Origin of the sequence: Streptomyces sp. NPDC050704 (assembly GCF_040654355.1) — a bacterium.
Classification (GTDB): domain Bacteria; phylum Actinomycetota; class Actinomycetes; order Streptomycetales; family Streptomycetaceae; genus Streptomyces.
Genome location: NZ_JBFAHW010000014.1, coordinates 117,147 through 136,862, shown reverse-complemented (window position 1 = coordinate 136,862; position 19,716 = coordinate 117,147). Strand labels below are relative to the sequence as shown.

The window sequence follows — 19,716 nt, the reverse complement described above, 5'->3', positions numbered from 1 at the left end:
GGGAACGAAACTGTGAATCACGGCCCATCGGAGAACTCGGGCCCGGAAGACCCGGGTTTCTCGGACACGGACATTCCGTCGGACGCCCCGGACGCGGACGCCCCGGACGCGGGGGACGCGAGCTCGGGGGACGCGGATACGGGGGACGCGGACCCGGAGTGGATGAGCTCGGCATCGATGAACTCGGAGCCGACGCGCCCGGCCGGGCGCGGTGCCGACGTACTCGGTGCGCAGGTGTTCGGCACCGCCGGATCCGGTACGCGGCGGCCAGGCCTGGACACGCTCGAGTCCGACGAACTCGCGCTGCGCAGACTGATGCACCAGGCCGTGGAGGAGATCGAGCCGACCGACGGCACGCTGGACCATCTGCGGCGTGCGGTACCGGCCCGGCGGGCGCGCAAGCGGCAGGCCGTCGTCGGCATGGCAGCGGCCGCGCTCTTCATCGGCACGGCCGTCCCGGCCCTGCTGCACGTCTCGAACGCCACCGGCCCCAACGCCGACCCGTCCATGGCGGGCAACACCACGCAGACCCAGGGGTCGAGCGAGGGCAAGGGACAGACCGACGCGGGCAGCGACTCCGGCAGTTCCTCCGGCAAGGCCAAGGACAAGGACAAGGACGGCAAGAAGAAAGAGCCGGGCAAGGGCAAGGGGACGAGCGCCGGATCCACCGGGTCGCAGCCGTCCGCCTCCGCCGCGAACATGCCTGCCTGCACGTCCACACAGCTCGGCAGTTCCGGCACCGTCCTCGGCGCGCCGGACGCCGTCGGCGCGGTCTACGGCACGTTCCGCATCACCAACATCTCGGCCGCCGTCTGTACGGTCACCGGTCCCGGCTCCATCTCCGCGGGCGCGGTGAGCGCGGCGGACCCGGCCAAGCTCAATACTGCCGTTCACGCGGCGGGCGGCCCGGCGACCAGCCTGCCCGACCCGTCCACCTACCTCGCCTCCCTGCCGTTGAAGCCGGGCGCGGCGTACGAGATGCAGTTCGCCTGGGTGCCCTCGGAGTCCTGTCCGCCCGCAGGTGACACCGGCGGTAACGGTGGCAATGGCGGTAACGGCGGCAACGGTGGCAACGGCGGGGACCCCTCGACGGAGCCGACGCCCACGGCCGACCCCACGACCGGGGACAGCGGCGGTACGACCTCGGAGGGCACCAGCGGTGTCAGCCCGCAGCTCATGAGGGCGGACGGCGTCCAGGACGGAAGCGTCGTGGTGTCCTACTCGGCGGAGGGCGGCGCACCGATCGCTTCGGCCACCGTGTCCAACGCCTGCGCGGGAACGGTCTACCGGACCGGGTTGCTGGCCGGGGCCTGAACTTGAGTCCTGCGGAGCCCGGGTCCTGAGATCGGGCCCGGAGCTTGGGCGGGGTGGTTGGCGCGGGGTCGATGGTCCCGGGCAGGCCGTGCAAGTCGGGCCGCGGTGCAAGTGACCCGCCGTGCAAGTCGGGCCGCCGTACAAGTCAGGCCGTGGAAGAGCTCGACGCCTTCGCCGCTGTGCCGTTCTCGGTACCGGCCGCACCGGCCGCACCGGCCTCGCTGTCGTCGGCCTTGTCGCCGCCCGCCCGAGTCCCGTCCGTCCGGGTCCCGGCAGCCTGAATCTCGTCCGTCTCGGCCCCGTCCGTCTCGGTCCCGTCCGCGGAGGCGTCTTCCGCGAGGCCCAGCTCCACGTCCCGCGCGAACTCCACCTCGCGCCGCAGCAGCCGGAACCACATGAAGACCACGAAGCCCGCGAAGACGAACCACTCGCCGGTGTAGCCCAGGTTCTGGAACGCCTTCAGGTCCAGGCCCGTGTCCGACGGAGCCGTCGCGGGCACCGCCTTCATCCCGGCGTCGGCCTCGGCGAGGGTGACCCAGGCGTCGTACAGGTCGTACGGCACGAGGTTCACCAGCGACGCCGAGCTGATCGCGCCGGTCTGGCCGGCGGGGAGGCCACCGGCCGCGCTCACACCGTTCGACCCCGGGGTCTCCGACGCCTGCAGCGCGCCGGTCACGGTGACCTCGCCGGCCGGAGCCGCCGGTGCCTTCGCGGGGTCCGCGTCACCGGGGAGCCAGCCCCGGACCACCGGCAGGGCCTTGCCCTCGTCGGTACGCAGCATCGTCAGCACGTAGAAGCCGCGCCTGTCGTCCAGCTCCCGGTCCGGCACGAGCAACTGCTTCCCGTACCGGCCCACCACCGTGGCCTGCTTGCCCGAGGTCACCTTGTCCACGGGGAGCAGCTCGGCGAGTGGCCGGGCCGCCTGCGTCTTGGCCGCCGTGGCCTGCTCGCCCGCGTCACGGTGGTCCTGGACCCGGTCCTCGAACCGGCTCAACTGCCACGACCCCATGAAGACGCAGAAGGGGATGGCCAACAGCACGAAGACGTTGATCCCCCACCAGCGGGGCGTCAGCAGGAACCGGTACACAACCTCCAAGGTACGGGGCCCTTGCGGGGGCTGGGCCGAGGGGGTGCCTGTTCTCGGCCGAGCTCCCGCAAGGCATCGCATCCGGCATCGGGGCCGTGTCCGGCCGCTACCGGCCCAGTGCCGCTCCGCTACCGGCCCAGGTGCCGCTCCGCGAAGTCCAGCTCCAGCCTGACCTGCTTGATCCGCTCGTCCACGACCAGCGAACCGTGCCCCGCGTCATAGCGGTACACCTCGTGGACGGCGTCGCGCGCGGCGAGCCGGGTCACGTAGTTGTCGACCTGGCGGATGGGGCAGCGCGGGTCGTTGACCCCGGCGGAGATGTAGACCGGTGCCTTCACCGAGTCGACGTACGTCAGCGGGGACGACGCCTCGAAGCGCTCCGGGACCTCCTCCGGTGTGCCGCCGAGCAGCGTGCGGTCCATCGCCTTCAGGGCCTCCATCTCGTCGTGGTACGCCGTGACGTAGTCAGCGACCGGCACCGCGGCGATGCCGAGCGCCCACGCGTCGGGCTGCGTACCGAGACCGAGGAGCGTGAGGTATCCGCCCCAGGAGCCGCCGGTGAGGATCAGCCGGTCCGGGTCGGCGAACCCGGACGAGACCGCCCACTCCCGTACGGCCGCGATGTCCTCCAGCTCGATCAGGCCGACCCGGTGCTTGAGCGCGTCCGTCCACTCCCGCCCGTACCCGGTGGAGCCCCGGTAGTTGACCCGGACCACCATGTACCCGTGGTCCACCCAGGCCGCCGGGCCCGCCGCGAACGAGTCGCTGTCGTGCCAGGTCGGGCCGCCGTGGATGTCGAAGACCGTGGGGAGAGGACCCGTCACGTCCGCCGGCCGCTGGACCAGGGCGTGGATGGTGCCACCGGGACCGGTCACCCACACGTCCCCGACGGACACCGACGCGGGTGCCTTCATGCCGGGTGCGTCCAGGACGACCTCGCCCGACGTCGAGCGGACCACCGGCGGCTCCTCCGCCGACGACCACAGGTACTCCACGCTGCCGTCCGGACGGGCCGTGGCTCCCGACACCGTGCCCCGGGGCGTCCGCACCCGTTCGAGACGGCGGGTCGCCAGCTCGAACCGCCACAGCTCGCTGCGTGCCTCGAAGCTGTTCACCACGAGCAGCGCGGAACCGTCCGGGTACCACTCGGCGCTCAGGTCGCCCTCGAGCTGCGAGGTCAGCTCCAGGTCCGTCTCCTCGCCGGACGCCACGTCCCACACCATCGGCTCCCAGCGCCCGCGCCGCTGGTGCCCGACGAGCAGCCGCGTGTCCCCGTCGACCGGGGCGAAGCCCAGCGCCTCCAGGCCCAGCTCGACCGCGCCGCCCTTGGTGTCGTCCAGCTCCGCGACCGGCGAACCGTCCTTGCGCAGCACCCGCAGCGCCGAGTGCATCGCGTCGCCGTGCTCGGTGTGCTCGATCGCGATCAGCGAACCGTCGTGCGAGAGGTCGCCGACGCCCGCCGACTCCCGGTGCCGGTAGATCTCGACGGGGTCCTCACCGGACCGGGACAGGTAGATCGTCGAGCCGTCCTCGTCGGTGGACCGGCCGACGACCGCCGTCCGTCCGTCCCGGCCGAGCGCGAGCCCGGCGGGATAAGAGGGGTCGAGACCGGGCGCCGCCGGCTCGTCGGGAACGGACGCGCCGCCCGCACCGCTTTCACCGCCGTGCCCGGCGAACGGCTGTCGCCGCCAGATCCCGAACTCGTCGCCGTCCTTGTCGTCGAACCACCAGACCCACTCGCCGTCGGGGGACAGCACCCCGTCCGTCGTCCCGTTGGTCCGGTCCGTGACCTGGCGCTGGGCGCCTGTCGCACGGTCCCACGCGTACAACTCGTACGTCCCTGTCGCGTTCGACACGAACAGGGAGCGGTGCGGTGCGTCCTCCGCCCAGTCCGGCAAGGACACCCGCGGCGCCCGGAAGCGCTTCTCCCAGTCCGGCATGGTCCCCTCGTGCGGGGCGGCCCCGTTGCTCTCAGTCATGGCCCCATACTGCCCGCACCGGACGACTTTTCGCTGACGGGGTCCTCAGCCTGTGGACAACTTCGCGGCCATCGGCCTCGGCGTCCTGGTTTTCCACAGGTCGGAGCCGATTGTCAGTGGCCGGGTGCACTATCGCCGTATGACCTCATCGACCGATCTGCGCAAGACAGTGGAAAGCCACTGGGCCGCGGTGGAGGCCCGCGACTGGGCGGCCTTCGCGGAGACCCTCTCGGAGGACTTCCTCTACACCCTGCCCCAGACGCGCGAGCGCATCCGCGGGCGGGAGACGTACGTCCGGTTCAACCAGGAGTATCCGGGCGACTGGCACCTGCGGGTCGAGCGCATAGTCGCCGAGCCCGGGCAGGTCGTCAGCTGGATCCACTTCACGGTGGGCCTGGAGGAGATGTACGGCATCTCGTTCTTCACCGGCGACGACCAGGGCCGCATCCTGGAGATCACGGACTTCTGGCCCGAGCCGTACGAGCCGCCGCCGGGGCGGGAGCACCTGGTGGAGCGCTACTGAGGGACACGGCCTGCCCCGCCGTGACTACGCGCCCGTGCGCTCCCGGGGCCGCCGCCCAAGCAGCTCGGCGAGTCCGCGTCGGGTGGCCGCGATCACCACACGGTCCTGGGCGCCGAGTACATAGGTGGGCGGCAGGTCCCACACCAGGCCCGACGGCCGGCCGCGGGTGCCCGGGGCGGGAGGCGTCGCCAGGTCCGGCACGCGGTCCCGGGGTGAGGCGGTGTCCAGGGCCAGGACCCGCCACGCCCCCGCGTGGAACGCCTCGGCGACCGTACGGCCCTCCAGCTGCGGATGCCCGGCGACCTCCAGGGCCGCGAAGAGCAGGACCCGGCGTTCGACCGGTATGGCGCCCAGGATCTGGCGGCCCATCATCGCTCCGGCGAAGGCGGGCGCGGCCAGGTGCGAGACGCTGCGGCTGCGGGTGAGCGCGCGCGGGTGGGTGGCGCGCAGGGTGCGGTAGACAGCGGTGGCGAAGTCGTCGTCGTACAGACGCAGGACGACGCGCAGATCGGGGCGCACCGACCTGGCGTACAGCGCGGCTTCGAGGTTGGTGGTGTCCTCGCTGGTCAGAGCGAGCAGGGCGTGCGCGCGGTTGATCTTGGCGGCTTCCAGGACGCCTTCCTGAGTCACGTCGCCGAGGATGACGGGCACGCGCATCCGGCGCGCGGTCGCGATCCCGCGCGCCTCGGGGTCGGACTCGACGCACACCACGGGGATGCGCAGTTCACCGAGGCGCGCGAGCACACGCGTACCGATCTTGCCGAGACCCAGGAGGACGACGTGGCCGGAGAGCCCGCGCGGCGGCTTCCGCAGCGCCGACCCGCTGCGGAACGTACCGAGGGCCTCCAGTACGGCGGCGAGGAGCACGGGAAGGAGCAGCAACCCGACGAGCCCGGAGAGGAGTTGGAGGATCTGGCGGCCGAGTGGTTCCTTGAGCGCGGGTTCGTTGATGGCGAAGAGATCGAGGAGGGTCAGGTAGGTGGCGTGCAGCGGGTTGTCGCCCGTCGTCACCATGGACGCGACCGCGAGCGCGACCACACAGGCCACCAGGCCGGCGAACGACCAGCGCAGCCGCCGGGAGAACAGCCTGCCGAACGGCACGAAGTTGCGGCCCGCGGGAAGCGGGGGACCGGAGTAGGACACCGTCTCCAGGACGACCGTGCCGCGGCCGGTCGCCGCGGCGACGGAGCGTTCGTCGGGGAGGAGCCGGGGCCCTTGATCGCCGCTGCTCTCCGAACCGTCCGCGCCGGCCGGGTCGTTGGTGGTGGCCGAGAGGAGGGCCAGCGTGCACAGGCCCGGGTCGGCGACCTCGCCGGGTCCCGGCGGCTGCCGTTCCACGGCCCGCAGCATCAGCCCGTCGGTCTGCACGACCTTGGAGGTCCCGGCCACCGCGGTCGCCGCCAGCGCGGGCGCGGCGGTGTCGGCGTCGGAGAGCACGGTCGTGGACGCGTCGAACAGGCCGGGCTCCACCGAGCCGTCCGCGCCGACGCCGGCCGTGGCCAGGGTGGAGGCCTGGTCGAGCAGGGCCTCGATGTGCTGGCCGAGGCGGCGGTTGTAGAGCCGGATGACCAGGCGCAGACGGGGGTTGAGCCGGCGTGCCATCAGCGCGGCGCGGATGTTCGTCTCGTCGTCGTCGTGCACGAGCGCCAGCGCGGCGGCCCGCTCGACACCGGCCTCGGCGAGCACGGCCTCGGTCAGCTCGACGGCCTCCAGCACCCGTTCGGCGCGGGTCCCTTCGGGGACGGTCCGAGTCGAGGGGGCGGCGATCCGCCCGGCCGAAGCACCGCCACTGCCACCGCCATTGCCACCGGCGCCGCCACCGGTGGCGGTACCGCTTCCGCCACCGTTGCCGTTTCCGCCGCCGGTTCCCGCCGCTCGGGTCACCGCCGCGGACACCCGGTCGAGCAGGGCCGAGGCACGGGCCCGCCCGACGACCGGCGGTCGTACGGTCCGCTCGGCGGACGGCACGACGAGTGTCACCTGTTCCCCGTAGACCCCGCGCAGCTCGGCCGCCAGCCGGTGCGCCAGGGCATCGTCTCCGCACACCACCATGTGCGCGGCATGATCGTCGGACCCACTCTGATTCGGAAGGGTCATGTATTTCCTTAGGTATCCGTAGCGATTCGTCATCCGCCGGCGTCATGCCGTGTGCTTGGTGTCGGTGTCGGTGTCGGTGTCGTATGTGAGTACGTGGATCGAATGCGTGACCTTCCGCGGGGGGTGTCGTTGATCGGATGACAGCATCACGGGCGGGAGGGGGTATCGGTGAGCCGGAAGTTGCCGCTTGCCGGGGGCGAGATCGCTCGTACCGCCTGTGCCCGTGGTCTGCTGCGTACCGGTGTGGAGGAGAAGACCGGTGAAGTCCTGTCCGCTGCGGTGCTGGCGGCGAGGGTGGGCTGGGCTGCTGACCTGGTGTCGGGCATGGTCGCCACGCTGCTGGCCGGGCACTGGAACGCCGCCGATGTGGACATGCTGGCTGCCGGTGAGGACGCCACGGGCCGCGCACTGCCGTCGAATGCCTGGATGGCGCTGCGCCGCCTGGGCTGGACGGTCGGCCCGGCCGGGGGCATCCGGGTCAACGACCGCATCGTGCGCATCGCCCAGGAGACGGCCGGGCGCACACTGCGGGCGGCGAAGTGGCGCGCCGACCTGACCGCCGCGGTCCTCGCGACCTGGCCCGCCGACCCCGCCAGGCGCACCCCCAAGGAGTGGGATCAGGTGCGGGAGGCGGTGCCCGGCGGGAAGTACTTGCCCTCCAGCGTCATCAGGGGCCGTACCCGGCAGATCACCGCGTTCGTCACGCGGCACGGCCGGATGCCGGTGCACGTGTTCGAGCTGGAGGCCGCACCCCGCATCGCCCGCATGCTGCTGTCCGCCTGCGACGGGCAGCAGGCCACCCTCGAACGCGCCGACGAGCCGGGCCGGGCGCTGCTGCGGCTGCAACTGCCCACCCGCCCCGATCCGCGGTCCTACAAGGACTGGACGTGGATCTCCTGCCCCATCAGCCTGCCACCGACGGTCCCCGTCGGCGCGGTGCTGCACCTGCCCACCCTGCGTCTCGACCGGGGCCGGGTGCGGGCCGATCTCGCCTACACCCATGCCGTCCCCACCGCGCAGCGGACCGGACATACGGTCGCGCTGGGCGTGGACTGGGGGCTGAACACCCTGCTGTCCGCCGGGGCCGCCCGGCTCCACGCCGACAAAACCATCACCGCCCTGGGCAGCGGCGGCATGTTCCGCGCCGCCGGGGTCCTTGCGAAACAGCACCGGCTGCGACGTCTGTCCGAGCACCTGCAGGCCAAGGCCGATCACTACCAGCGGCTCATCGGCGAAGACGAACAGCACGCCCTGACGGCCAGGCACCAGGTTCTCACCGACGAGATCCGGCACGTGTCCGACCGGCGGTCGAACCTCAACGACGCCCTTGCGTGGGCTGCCGCCCGCTGGGCGGTGGACCAGGCCATCACCGCCGGGGCGAGCGTGATCTACGTCGAGGACCTGCGCTCGATGGAGGCCCGCGGCATGGGCCGAACGATGAACACCCGGCTGTCCCAAGCGGTGCGCGGGCAGATCGTAGACCGGATGCGGCACCTGGCCGCCGAGGTGGGCATCGCCGTGGTCACCGTCCCGGCCCGGGGCACCTCGAAGCACTGCCCGCAGTGCCTGGCTCCACTGCGGCATCGCAAGGCCCCCGACCGGCCCACCACACCGGGCTGGAAGTGGGCGCTGTGCGGCTCCTGCGGCTGGCAGGGCGACCGCGATGCGGGCGCGTGGCGGCGCATCGCCGCCCGCGGCCTCACCCACCAGAACAAGACCGCCGTGGACCGCACCACCGGTGCCATGGCCATTCGCACCGTGATCGACAAGCTTGAAGCGGGCGCGGTCATCACACCCGCGCCGAAGACCAGCCGGGCGGACCGGTCCAAGACCGGACCCACCCGGCACCGCACCACACGTCCGACGCCCAGGCGACGCCGGACACCCTCCCCCACCAGACCCACGGGTCCGGCGGGCCAGCGTCCGGAGGGACACGCTCACACGGACCGCAGACGGCTGCCCCGCGCAGCCCACCGGCACCAGAGCGTGACGACGATCAGCACACCCACCACCAGCCGACACCGGCCACGAGGAACAGCACTGGGCGCGGGCTTCCACCTGCACGCCCACGTCACCCCTCCACGATGGGCAGATCCAGTGCCAGACACCACGTCTTGCACGGGATCACTTAGCTGATCAGAGACGCTTGCCACAACAGCAAAGAGTGCCTCACCGGCATGGGTGGTTGCACCGGTCGCGCCCCGGTCGGAACCCGGGATGAGAAGCTGGGCCCGAACCGGCGTACTGAAGGTGGCAAGGGGCCATCCGCGAAGCCCTTCCCCGCCTCCCCACCGGAGTACCGGAGGTACCTCCCCGTGACGACCACCAAGACGGCCCCGCCACAGGCCGGACACCGGGACGGGGACGATCCGGAACAGTCGGCGCAGGGCTGGCAGTTCAGCTCGCCGCTGGTCCTGACCATGGTGCTGCTCGTCGCACTGGTGCTGCAGGGCTCGATCCGCACGGCGTTGTCGACCCCGGTGATGCAGAGCTGGATGACCGTGTTCGTCGCGGTGATGGTGCAGGCCCTGCCCTTCCTCGTGCTCGGTGTGCTGCTGTCGGCGGTCATCGCGGTGTTCGTCCCGCCGTCGTTCTTCGCCCGCGCGCTGCCGGCACGGCCCGCTCTGGCGGTGCCGGTCGCCGGGATGGCCGGGGCGGTGCTGCCGGGCTGCGAGTGCGCCTCCGTGCCGGTGGCCGGGGCGTTGGTGCGGCGGGGCGTCACGCCGGCGGCGGCGCTGGCGTTCCTGCTGTCCGCCCCGGCGATCAACCCGATCGTGCTGACCGCCACCGCCGTCGCGTTCCCCGGCAAGCCGCAGATGGTCCTGGCCCGGTTCGTGGCAAGTCTGCTGGTGGCCTGTGCGATGGGCTGGCTGTGGCAACGCCTCGGCCGTGCCGACTGGTTGCGCCCGCAGACCCGGCCGGGGTCCGACGGGCTCGGCAAGGGGGCGGCGTTCTGGGGTTCCGTTCGGCACGACGTGATGCACGCGGGCGGGTTCCTGGTCGTCGGCGCGATGGCCGCGGCCACGCTCAAGGCCGTGGTTCCGGCGGACTGGCTGAGCCTCGCGGCGGACAACCCCGTGGTGTCGATCCTCGCCCTGGCGGTCCTCGCGGTCCTGCTGTCGATCTGCTCCGAGGCGGACGCGTTCGTGGCCGCGTCCCTGTCCCAGTTCTCGCTGACGGCCCGGCTGACCTTCCTGGTGGTCGGCCCGATGATCGACCTGAAACTCTTCGCCATGCAGACCGCCACGTTCGGCCGCGACTTCGCCCTGCGCTTCGCCCCGGCCACCTTCGTCCTGGCCGTCCTCGTGTCGGTCCTGGTCGGGGAGGTACTGCTGTGAACCGCCAGGCACAAGCGGCCGTGCTGTTCCTCACCGGCGGGGCGATCCTGCACGCCGGCCTCACCGATCTGTACCTGCGGTACGTGAAGGCCGGGCTGCGGCCGTTGCTGCTCGCGGCAGGCGTGGTGCTGATCGCCACGGCGGTCGCGACGGTCTGGTACGAGCGTCAAGGCCGTGGATCAGGCACGCGCGAGGCGGCCGAGGGACACGAGCCCGAGCACGGTGAAGCGGCTGAGCGACTCGATGGAGCTGAGCGTCTCGAAGGGGTTCAGCGCCATGAAGAGGCTGAGCGCGATGAAGGGCTTGGGCGCCTCGAAGGGTCTGGGCATATCAAAAGGCCCGCTGCCGGCGGGGCCGGGCGACTTGACGGCTCCGAGTACCTCAAAAGGCCCGCTGCCGGCGGGGGCGAGCGACTTGAAGGTCCCGAGCACCTGGACGGGCATGCCGCCGGCGGGGCCGAACGCCTCGAAAGCTCCGAGTACTTCGAAGGGCACGCCGACGGAGGCCATGCCCACGCTCACCGCGAACCCCGTATCTCCTGGCTCCTCGTCCTCCCCATCCTCGCGCTCATCCTGGTGGCCCCGCCCGCGCTCGGCTCGTACAGCGCCATGCGTACCGGAACCGCCCTGCAGGAACAGCCCTGGGGCTTCGCCGACCTTCCCGCCGGCGATCCGGTCCGGCTCAGCCTCGTCGACTACGCGGGTCGTGCGGCGTACGACGACGGCCGTTCCCTCAGCGACCGCCGTATCAGGATCACCGGGTTCCTGGCCCTGGACCGCGGCGGCACCCCGTACCTGGTCCGCATGGCCCTCAGCTGCTGCGCCGCCGACGCCCAGCCGGTCAAGATCGGCCTGACCGGCCGGATACCTCCCGTACTGCGACCCGACGCTTGGGTCGAAGTCACCGGCACCTACACCACCAAGCAGACCAAGGACCCGGTGAACGACGGCATCATCCCGTTCCTCGACGTCACCCGGGTCGCACCGGTCAAGGCCCCACGGGACACGTACGACGAGAGCTGGAACGGCTGAACCCGGCGTCGGCGGTTGTGTCGGCTCAATGCCGCGACCGCGCCGGCGAGCGCGCGGCGTGTGCCGGCATGCGTAGGAGGAAGGCACCGGCGCTGAGGAAGCTGTCGATCCTCTGTCGATACCCGCCATACGCCCGGAGAGATGCCGGGTCGTGGGTCAGGATGAGCGGGTGCTGAATCGTGTGCTCACCGCCGACGGCGACCGCGCTCGACGAGTCCCTGAGACGCCTGAACTCACCGACCTCGCGGACGAGTTCGTCGAGCCGGCCGATGCGGTCGGCGAACGGGCGATGGGCAACCGATCGGTGAACGCCATCAAGTTCGATGTGGACGGCCTCGGCCCCGGGCAACGCGCAACGCGCCTGGTCCGGTGGTGGAGCCGGCCGGAGTTGCCGTCGGGTTCATCGCGTCCGTCGGGTTCGTCGCGTTCACCGGTTTCATCGAGTTTCTGAGCTTGCCCGTACCCTCCCCCTTCTCTCCACGGAGGCCCGGAACCATGACCCGCAACCACTCCCAGCCCTCCCGGCGCGCCCTGCTGGGCGGCGCCGCCCTCGCCACGCTCGCCGCGGCGACCGGCGCCGGAGCCGGCACGGCGAACGCCGCTTCCGCCGCCCCGGCCGCCACTCCCGCCTGGCCGACCGAGTTCCCGCTCCCCGACGGCTTCCTCCCCGAGGGGATAGCCATCGGCAGAAAGCCGTACGCCTACATGGGCTCGCGCGCCAACGGAGCCATCTACCGCACCGACCTGCGCACCGGCGAAGGCAAGATCCTCTTCCCGGGCGGCACCGGCCTGATAGCCGTCGGCCTGAAGCTGGACCACGACGGCCTGCTGTACGTGGCGGGCAACACCGGAGTCGCGCGGGTCCACGACTCCCGCACCGGCGAGATCGTGGCCACGCACCAACTGTCAGAACCCACCGGCCACTTCATCAACGACGTCACCCTGCTCGGCGACCGCGCCTGGTTCACCGACTCACGCGCCGCCGCCCTCTACGCCGTACCGCGCGGCCGCAAGGGCGAGATCCGCACCCTCGCGCTCACCGGCGACTGGGTCCAGACCCCCGACGCGAACAACGCCAACGGCATCGTCGACACCCCCGACGGCCGCGCCCTGATCGTCGTCAAGAGCACGCCGGGCGAGCTCTACAACGTGAACCTCAAGACCGGTCACGCCACCAGGATCACGCTGATCGGCGCGGACAGCGTCGTCAACGGCGACGGCCTCTACCGCATGGGCCGCACCCTGTACGTCGTACAGAACCGCCTGAACCTCATCAGCGTGTTCGACCTCAACTCCAAGGCCACCACGGCCACCCTGACCCGGACGATCACCGACCCCCGCTTCGACGTCCCCTCCACGGTGGCCCGCTTCGGCAACCGGCTGTACCTCGTCAACGCCCGCTTCACGAGCCCGCAGACCCCGGAGACGACGTTCACGGGCGTCGCGGTCCCCATCTGAGACGGCCCCCATCTGAGACTGAGAAAAGGACAGCGGCGGGGCTCCATGACCGGAGCCCCGCCGCACGTCATCCGCACGTCATCCGCTCACGTCAGCCGCTCCAGCCGGTCACCGGCTAGACAGCGTTGTCAGATGAAGCGGACTCGATGGCGTTCAGGGTGGCGGCCTTCGCGCGGGAGGGGTTCACCTCGGTGCGGGCGATGACGGTCGGGACCGCGATGCCCGGCATCAGCAGCCGCCACATCCGCACCACCCGGTCGACCAGGTCGGCCCGCGCCTCGCTCGCGACGGCGGAGTAGGTCTGCATGCCCGTACACGCCTCGACCATGAACTCGGCGAGTTCCGTCGGTTCGACGCCCGCCTGCAACTCGCCCTTGTCGACGGCATGGTGGAGGCAGTCGGCCATGATGCGGCTCCAGTCCTGGTACGGGGTGATGTCCCGTACGCCGAACGAGCTCTGCTCGCTGGTGAGTCGTACGCCTGCTCTGAGTACGACGTCGCTCTGCAGCTGTTGCGCCCAGACCAGCGTGATGTCGACGAGCCGCTGGAGGCCCTCGGATGTCAGCCAGGGGATGATCGTGTCGGGCTGCGCGTTCATGATCGCGCCGGCGAGCTCTTTCTTCGAGCTGAAGTGGAAGTACAGGGCGCCCGCGGTGACCCCGGCCTCTTTCAGGATGCGGTTGATACTCGCGCCCGCGAAGCCTGATTCGTCGAAGACCACGGCAGCGGCCCGGAGGATCTCCTTACGGGTCTGGATGGCCCTTTCCTGCTTCGGCTGCTGGGTCACGGTACCTCCTAGAGCAAACAGAACGTTTTTTATTTTACGCAGCTGTTCTTCTTGAGTTCCGGTCACCCCCGGAACCGTATGGGACTCCTATTGCACCCCTATTGCGCATAAATAGGGTCTTTTCTCTCTGCTGCCGTCGCCGTGCGGCTGACTACGCCGCGTGGCGAACAGGTTTCTTTGCGTTCTCTTGACCCAAAACAAAGCGAGCATTCTTTATTTTTGTCCGGCAGCACTCGTCCCACGCGTCACTGTCACGCGGGGCACCAGCTTACTTTTGGTCTTCCAGGGGGAATCCAGATGTCCGTCACTGTCGCCAGTCAGCATCCCGACGAGCTGCACGCTCTGCTCGCCACGTCCGTTCCTCGGGAGTTCGTCCACAAAACGGTGCAGTCTGAAGTCATTCTGACGGGCTGGTTCCCCGTGGCACCCGACCGCTTCCGGGTCACCGCCCGGTGGCCGGTCGACCACTCCTACTACCACCCCGTGAACGGCCGCCACGATCCGCTGCTGATAGCCGAATCGGTGCGGCAGGCCGTTCCGCTGCTCAGCCACGTCGCGTACGACGTCCCGTTCGGCCACCGCCAGACCTGGCACACCTTCCGCTACGAGATCGACCCCGCGGCGCTGGCCGTCACCGACTCCCCGGCTTCAGTTGACATGGACATAACCTGTTCTGATGTGGTGCAGCGAGGCGGCCGGCTCGTCTCCCTGCACATGCACGTCGAGCTGACGGTCGACGGCGTCCGCCTGGGTGTGGCGGAAACGGGGTTCGCCAACATGGCGCCCGCCGTCTACCCCCGGCTGCGTGGCCCGTACGCCGATGTCGAGGAAGCCGTCCGGCGGTCCCTGCCCCTCACGCCTCCGGTGCCGCGGGGCCAGGTCGCCCGCACGGAATCCGCCGACGTGGTGCTGTCCCCCGGCGACTCCCCGCTCCGCACCCGGTTGCGCGTCGATCACACCCACCCTGTCCTGTTCGACCACCCGGTCGACCACGCTCCGGGCATGCTGCTCCTCGAAGCGGCCAGGCAGGCCATGCACGTGGTGGCTCATCCGCGGCCGGTGATCGCCACCGCGATGGAGGTCGTCTTCACTCAGTACGTCGAATTCGACGCACCCTGCTGGGTCCATGCCGAGGCCGCCGGCGACGGCACGGAGCCGATACAGGTCTCCGCCGTGCAGAACGGCGCCCGCGCCTTCACCGCGCTCGTCACCGCGACCCCGGCACCGGTCGCCCCGTTCACCCGCCGCATCCTGCCCTCGGTCCCCGCCGCGCACCGCCGCCGGGAGGCGCGGCCCTCTCCCTGCTGAGCGCCTGTGTCTGAAAGCTCCGCCGAGGGTCGCGCCAAGGATGCGCCGACCCTCGCGACCCGGTGAGGTCGCACCACGATCGATGCCCACCAGAGGGAACGCATGGTTCAGCCACTCAGTCATCTGCGCCTCGGCGCTGTCAACATCGACGGTGTCATGCTGGAGGACACCTTCAGCCCGGTCATCCACCTCTTCCTCGTCAGCCGCGGCTGCGAGTACACGGCCGAGGTCGAGCGCGCCATCTTCTCGCAGCCCCGTGCGATAGCCGGCCGGCTGCTCGCCGAGGCCGTCGACGAGCCCATGACCGGACAGCAGGCGCTCGACGCGTACTTCGAGGAGCGGGCGCGGTACGTCGCCACGCATCCGGTGCGGATCAGTGCGGGCGCCGTCGAACTCATCGGGACCTTGCGGTCGCTGGGGCTCCGGGTCGTCTGCTACGGAGGGCTCGGCAAGGACCACTTCGACACCTTCCTCGGTGAGCACGCCGCACTCTTCGACGCCCCCGGATACATCTGCACCGACTCCATCCGGCCGGGTCTGCACGAGATCGCCACGGACCACTTCGGGCTCGAACACGACCAGGTGCTGGTCATCGACGACGTGGCGAAGGTGGCGGAGGAGGCCGGGCGGCTCGGCATGGGGTTCATCGGATACCCGAGCGGTTTCGAGCACAGCTTCCAACGGGAGTTGATGGTGGAGGCCGGGGTCCGGCACCTGGTGGACTCGCTGCACTCCGTCGACGAGAACCTGCTTCGGGCCCTCGACGCGGAGGCCGCAGAGGTGTCGGCGGCCGCCGCGTCGATGACTGCCGGATCGATGACTGCCGGATCGACGACTGCCACGTCGATGACTGCCTCGCGATGCTGAGACGTGGCGGCGAGGGCCGATCAGGGACACCTCAGGGACATCCGTACGGGGAGAGGCAGAGCGCATGAGCGGTGAGCGGTCGCTGTTGAGCGGCAAGGTAGCCATGATCACGGGAGCCTCCAGCGGCATCGGGGCGGCGGCGGCCCGACTGTTCGCCGCCGAAGGGGCGGCCGTGGTGCTCATGGCCCGCCGGAAGGATCGGCTGGACATCCTGGTGGAGGAGATCCGCGCGACCGGCGGGCGGGCCGTCGCGGTGAACGGTGACGTGGCCTCCTCGGACGATGTCGAGCGCGCCGTGGCCACGGCGGTCGACACCTTCGGCACGCTCGACGCGGCGTTCAACAACGCCGGTTTCGCCACGGCGGGAAAGCCGCTCCACGAGATCGAGGACGACGTCTACGAACAGACCATCGACGTCAACCTGCGCGGCGTGTGGAACTGCCTGCGCCACCAGGTGCCGGTGATGCTCAGGTCGGGTACCGGCGGCTCGGTGGTCAACACCTCCAGCGTCGCCGGGATGAAGGCGACCGGTGCGTCGGCCGCGTACGTCGCCGCCAAGCACGCGGTGATCGGGCTGACCCGGGCGGCGGCCCTGGACTACGGCGAGCAGGGGATCCGGGTCAACGCGCTCGTCGTGGGCAGCACGAGGACCGAGATGATGGACGAGGTTCTCGGCGCGCACCCCGCGTTGGAGGAGGCCTTTCTGTCCCACTCGGTGCAGCGTCGGATGTCCGCGCCGGAAGAGGTGGCCCAGGCCGCGGCCTGGCTGTGCAGCGACCGTTCCTCGTTCGTCACGGGGACCGCGATGGCCGTCGACGGAGGTGCAACCGCCCAGTAGGGGCCGCGAGTTGTAGTGACTGTCACCTCTCGCCCAGTGGCGGTCCGGACCTTCCGGCCGCCACTGGCGCGCCTCGCCGCCGCCCGCCAGTCGTCCTCCGCACGACCCCCGCACGACCTCGGCAAGACCGAGGAGCATGAACTCCTGCTCCAGGCCGATACGATCTGGCCCATTCTGCGCCTCCCGCAGCGAAAAAACCAAGCGCTTGCTATGTTTTTTGGGCGTGAGACGTGAGAGGAGTGCGCGTATGACGGTTCAGGAGCGGGCGGTCCGCACGCGCGGAGTGCTCGTCTGGGTGGCGGCCAGGGAGTTCGACGAGCTGGGTTACGAAGGTGCCAGGCTGGCGCGCATCTGTGAGTCGGCGGCCGTCTCGATGGGGGCGCTGACCTTCCATTTCGGCAGCAAGGCGGCCTTGGCGGATGCCGTCGAGAAAGAGGGCGGGTCGATCACGAAGGCCCTGGTCGAGCGGTTGCTGGACAACCACGGCTCCGAACTGGACGCGGTGTTCGGCCTGACCGTCGGGCTGGCCGGCCTGCTGGAGACCGATGTGGTCGTACGGTCCTCCGTGCGGCTGGGCCGGGAGCGGTCCAGGGGTGGCGGCCGCTGGGTGGACGTGTGGATTCCGGCCGTCCGCGAACTGCTGCTCCGGGCCTACGAAGGAGGGCAGCTGCGGCAGGCCGAGGCGTCTCCGCAGACCGTGGCGGACCTGGTCGTGTATCTGCTGGTCGGCGCCGAGTCCCAGATCAGGGCCGGGGCGGCGGCCCCCGCCGGGGCCCCAGGAAGTGCCTCTGACCAGCTGGAACGGATCTGGCGGCTGGCTCTGCGAGGAGTCGCGGCCGAGAGCGCCTGACATCCGCTGTTCCCTCGCCCGATCACTTCTTTTTTCCAAGAAGAGGCCAAAACCTCTAGCAAAACATAGCGAGCGTTCTGTATGTTTTAAAGGTCATCGGGGGTGAGCAACCCACCGCGGAGCGTGCCCGCAGGCATGTCGAAGACGAGTGGGGGAGTCCGTGAAAGCAGCGGTGGTTGGGGCCGGCGGTATCGGCGGTTACTTCGGTGGCCGTCTCGCCGCGGCCGGACACGACGTCCGGTTCCTCGCACGAGGGCGCCATCTGGAGGCACTCCGACGCGACGGACTCACTGTCAGTGGTCCGTCCGGCGGCTTCTCCGTGGCCCCGGCGAACCTGCGGGCGACCGACGACCCGGCGGACATAGGGCCGGTGGACTTCGTCCTCCTCGGTGTGAAGGCATGGCAACTTCCCGCTGCCGTCGACCTGTTGAAGCCCCTGACCGGTGCCGGGACAGCGGTGGTCACCACGCAGAACGGTGTCGAGGCGCCGCACGAGGTGGCGGCGGCGATCGGTGCGGAATCGGTCCTGCCGGGCAGCGCGAAGATCATCACGTATCTGGAGGGGCCCGGTCTGATCCGCCATGTCGGCGGGCTGGGCTCCCTCACCTTCGGCGAGTGGGACAACCGCCCGTCGCAGCGGGTGGAAGAGCTGCGCAAGGCGCTCGACGAGGCCGGTGTGACGGCCGTGGTGCCGCAGGACATCTGGGCCGAACTCTGGGCCAAGTTCCTGTTCGTGGCCCCGTTCGGCGGAGTCGGATCGGTCACGGACGCACCGATCGGCGCGCTCCGGTCCCGGCCGGGCACCCGGCGTCTGCTCGCGGACGCCATGTCCGAGATCGAGCAGGTGGCCCGCGCGTCCGGCATCGGACTGCCGGGCGACATCGTCGCCTCGACCATGGACTTCGTCGACCGGCAACCGGCCGAGGGCACCTCGTCCTTGCAGCGTGACATCGGCGCGGGCAAGCCGTCCGAGCTCGAAGCGTGGACCGGCACGGTGGTCCGGCTCGGCGCGAGCACCGGTACCCCGGTCCCCGTCAACACCTTCCTGTACGAGGTGCTGAGCCTGCGTGAGGCACGCTCCGAGGAGCGCCGCGCCGAAGGGGGCGCGGCGTGACACCGATAGCCGGAGCCACCGAGGTGACGGTGGACATCGCGATGGTCGGCGCCGGCCCCGCCGGACTGTACGGCGCGTACTACGCCGGGTTCCGCGGCCTGTCGGCGGCGGTCGTCGACGGGCTCGACGAGCCGGGCGGCCAGGTGTCGGCGATGTATCCGGAGAAAGTGCTGTACGACGTCGCCGGGCACCCCGGCATCAAGGGCCGGCACCTGATCGACAACCTGCTGCTGCAGGCCGCGCCCTTCGGCACCACCCACCTCCTCGGCCGCACGGCCGTCAGCCTGACTCGCCGGGGGGCCGGTTGGACCCTCGGTGCCGACGACGGCACCCGGGTACACGCGGGGGCCGTCGTGATCGCGGCCGGACTCGGCAGGTTCGTCCCACGCAAACTGCCCTGCTCGGTGCCGTACGAGGGCCGGGGAGTGGCCTATCACGTGCCGCGTCTCGACGCGCACGCCGGGCTCGACGTGGTGGTCGTCGGCGGCGGGGACAGCGCTGTGGACTGGGCGCTGGCCCTGGTGCCGGTGGCCAGGAGCGTGACCCTGGTGCACCGCCGGGGCACGTTCCGCGCCCACGACCACAGCGTCCGGCAGGTGTACGCCGCCCCGCTCCGGGTCCTCACGGACGCCCAGGTGGTCGCCTGCCACGGCACGGACCGGCTCGAACAGGTCGAGGTCCGTGCCGGGGAGGACACCCTGGTCCTGCCGGCGCAGTCACTGGTCGCGGCGCTCGGTTTCTCCTCCGCGCTCGGTCCCGTCGCGGACTGGGGGCTGGACCTCGAACACCGCAGAATCCGGGTCGACCAGTCCATGCGTACCAACCTGCCCCAGGTGTACGCCGCCGGGGACGGCTGTACCTACCCCGGCCGGGTGCCGCTGATCTCGGTCGGCTTCGGCGAGGCCGGCACCGCGGTCAACCACGCCGCGGTGGCCCTGCGGCCCGGTGAGCGCCTCGCCCCCGAGCACTCGTCCGACACGCTCCCCGGGAGCGACGGGCCCGCGGTCCCCGCCGTCGTCCGTCCCGTCGTGTCCGGTCCGGCCGCGGTGTCCGCGTAGCGGATCTGCCCGAAGCAGCCGGCCCGTATCCCCGAACGCGGGGTTCAGCCACGCCCGTTCCGCTCAC

General features: G+C 70.9%; 16 protein-coding genes and 2 pseudogenes. 14 read left to right on the top strand and 4 right to left on the bottom strand.

Annotated features, from left to right (window positions below; all coding sequences use genetic code 11):
- The first annotated feature begins 12 nt into the window (after window positions 1-12).
- The gene (locus AB0I18_RS10930) at window positions 13-1,314 is read left to right on the top strand and encodes a hypothetical protein (RefSeq protein ID WP_363105089.1); all 1,302 of its coding nucleotides are present in this window, start codon (window positions 13-15) and stop codon (window positions 1,312-1,314) included.
- 145 nt (window positions 1,315-1,459) lie between these two features.
- Here AB0I18_RS10930 and AB0I18_RS10925 read toward each other — a convergent pair whose 3' ends face one another.
- Both AB0I18_RS10925 and AB0I18_RS10920 read right to left on the bottom strand, forming a co-directional pair.
- Window positions 1,460-2,401, bottom strand: coding sequence for an SURF1 family protein (locus AB0I18_RS10925; protein WP_363105114.1), 942 nt, complete (start codon window positions 2,399-2,401; stop codon window positions 1,460-1,462).
- A 128-nt stretch (window positions 2,402-2,529) separates the two neighbouring features.
- Window positions 2,530-4,380, bottom strand: coding sequence for a prolyl oligopeptidase family serine peptidase (locus tag AB0I18_RS10920; RefSeq protein WP_363105088.1), 1,851 nt, complete (start codon window positions 4,378-4,380; stop codon window positions 2,530-2,532).
- 139 nt (window positions 4,381-4,519) lie between these two features.
- Here AB0I18_RS10920 and AB0I18_RS10915 point away from each other — a divergent pair, with 139 nt between their 5' ends.
- Window positions 4,520-4,903 (top strand): nuclear transport factor 2 family protein, encoded by a 384-nt coding sequence (locus AB0I18_RS10915; RefSeq protein WP_363105087.1) that lies wholly within the window; start codon window positions 4,520-4,522, stop codon window positions 4,901-4,903.
- 24 nt (window positions 4,904-4,927) lie between these two features.
- On the opposite strand, the gene AB0I18_RS10910 is transcribed toward AB0I18_RS10915, so the two are convergent.
- Window positions 4,928-6,955, bottom strand: a complete 2,028-nt coding sequence (locus AB0I18_RS10910) for an NAD-binding protein (protein WP_363105113.1) — start codon at window positions 6,953-6,955, stop codon at window positions 4,928-4,930.
- Window positions 6,956-7,168: 213 nt separating this feature from the next.
- Here AB0I18_RS10910 and AB0I18_RS10905 point away from each other — a divergent pair, with 213 nt between their 5' ends.
- From AB0I18_RS10905 to AB0I18_RS10880, 6 genes and pseudogenes are all read left to right on the top strand, one after another.
- Entirely contained in the window at window positions 7,169-9,136 is a 1,968-nt protein-coding gene (locus AB0I18_RS10905; RefSeq protein ID WP_363105086.1) for a zinc ribbon domain-containing protein, read from the top strand.
- Between the two features lie 179 nt (window positions 9,137-9,315).
- Window positions 9,316-10,338 (top strand): permease, encoded by a 1,023-nt coding sequence (locus tag AB0I18_RS10900; protein WP_363105085.1) that lies wholly within the window; start codon window positions 9,316-9,318, stop codon window positions 10,336-10,338.
- Window positions 10,335-10,508, top strand: a pseudogene (locus AB0I18_RS10895) (TIGR03943 family protein); the annotation flags it as partial. The gene AB0I18_RS10900 and the pseudogene AB0I18_RS10895, both read left to right, overlap by 4 nt.
- A gap of 321 nt (window positions 10,509-10,829) precedes the next feature.
- A pseudogene (locus AB0I18_RS10890) lies at window positions 10,830-11,369 on the top strand (TIGR03943 family protein); the annotation flags it as partial.
- Window positions 11,370-11,520: 151 nt separating this feature from the next.
- Entirely contained in the window at window positions 11,521-11,820 is a 300-nt protein-coding gene (locus AB0I18_RS10885) for a hypothetical protein (protein WP_363105084.1), read from the top strand.
- A 44-nt stretch (window positions 11,821-11,864) separates the two neighbouring features.
- Window positions 11,865-12,827, top strand: coding sequence for a superoxide dismutase (locus tag AB0I18_RS10880; RefSeq protein WP_363105083.1), 963 nt, complete (start codon window positions 11,865-11,867; stop codon window positions 12,825-12,827).
- Window positions 12,828-12,942: 115 nt separating this feature from the next.
- On the opposite strand, the gene AB0I18_RS10875 is transcribed toward AB0I18_RS10880, so the two are convergent.
- Window positions 12,943-13,614 (bottom strand): ScbR family autoregulator-binding transcription factor, encoded by a 672-nt coding sequence (locus AB0I18_RS10875; protein ID WP_363105082.1) that lies wholly within the window; start codon window positions 13,612-13,614, stop codon window positions 12,943-12,945.
- 297 nt (window positions 13,615-13,911) lie between these two features.
- Between AB0I18_RS10875 and AB0I18_RS10870 the strand changes: the two genes are divergently transcribed.
- The 6 genes from AB0I18_RS10870 (at window position 13,912) to AB0I18_RS10845 (ending at window position 19,649) form a co-directional block, all read left to right on the top strand.
- Window positions 13,912-14,922 carry a ScbA/BarX family gamma-butyrolactone biosynthesis protein gene (locus tag AB0I18_RS10870; protein WP_363105081.1) on the top strand — a complete coding sequence of 337 codons (1,011 nt, stop codon included), beginning with the start codon at window positions 13,912-13,914 and terminating at the stop codon, window positions 14,920-14,922.
- 102 nt (window positions 14,923-15,024) lie between these two features.
- A complete protein-coding gene (locus AB0I18_RS10865; protein ID WP_363105080.1) occupies window positions 15,025-15,789 on the top strand; it encodes an HAD family phosphatase in 765 nt (254 codons plus the stop codon).
- A gap of 64 nt (window positions 15,790-15,853) precedes the next feature.
- On the top strand, window positions 15,854-16,627 hold the full coding sequence (locus AB0I18_RS10860; RefSeq protein ID WP_363105079.1) for a glucose 1-dehydrogenase: 774 nt from the start codon (window positions 15,854-15,856) through the stop codon (window positions 16,625-16,627).
- 247 nt (window positions 16,628-16,874) lie between these two features.
- Window positions 16,875-17,477 carry a helix-turn-helix domain-containing protein gene (locus tag AB0I18_RS10855; protein WP_363105078.1) on the top strand — a complete coding sequence of 201 codons (603 nt, stop codon included), beginning with the start codon at window positions 16,875-16,877 and terminating at the stop codon, window positions 17,475-17,477.
- A gap of 160 nt (window positions 17,478-17,637) precedes the next feature.
- Window positions 17,638-18,591: a 2-dehydropantoate 2-reductase gene (locus AB0I18_RS10850; RefSeq protein WP_363105077.1), complete on the top strand. Its 954-nt coding sequence runs from the start codon at window positions 17,638-17,640 to the stop codon at window positions 18,589-18,591.
- Complete coding sequence (locus AB0I18_RS10845; RefSeq protein ID WP_363105076.1) at window positions 18,588-19,649, top strand: NAD(P)/FAD-dependent oxidoreductase; 1,062 nt, start codon at window positions 18,588-18,590, stop codon at window positions 19,647-19,649. Before AB0I18_RS10850 ends, AB0I18_RS10845 begins: the two co-directional genes overlap by 4 nt.
- Window positions 19,650-19,716 lie beyond the last annotated feature (67 nt).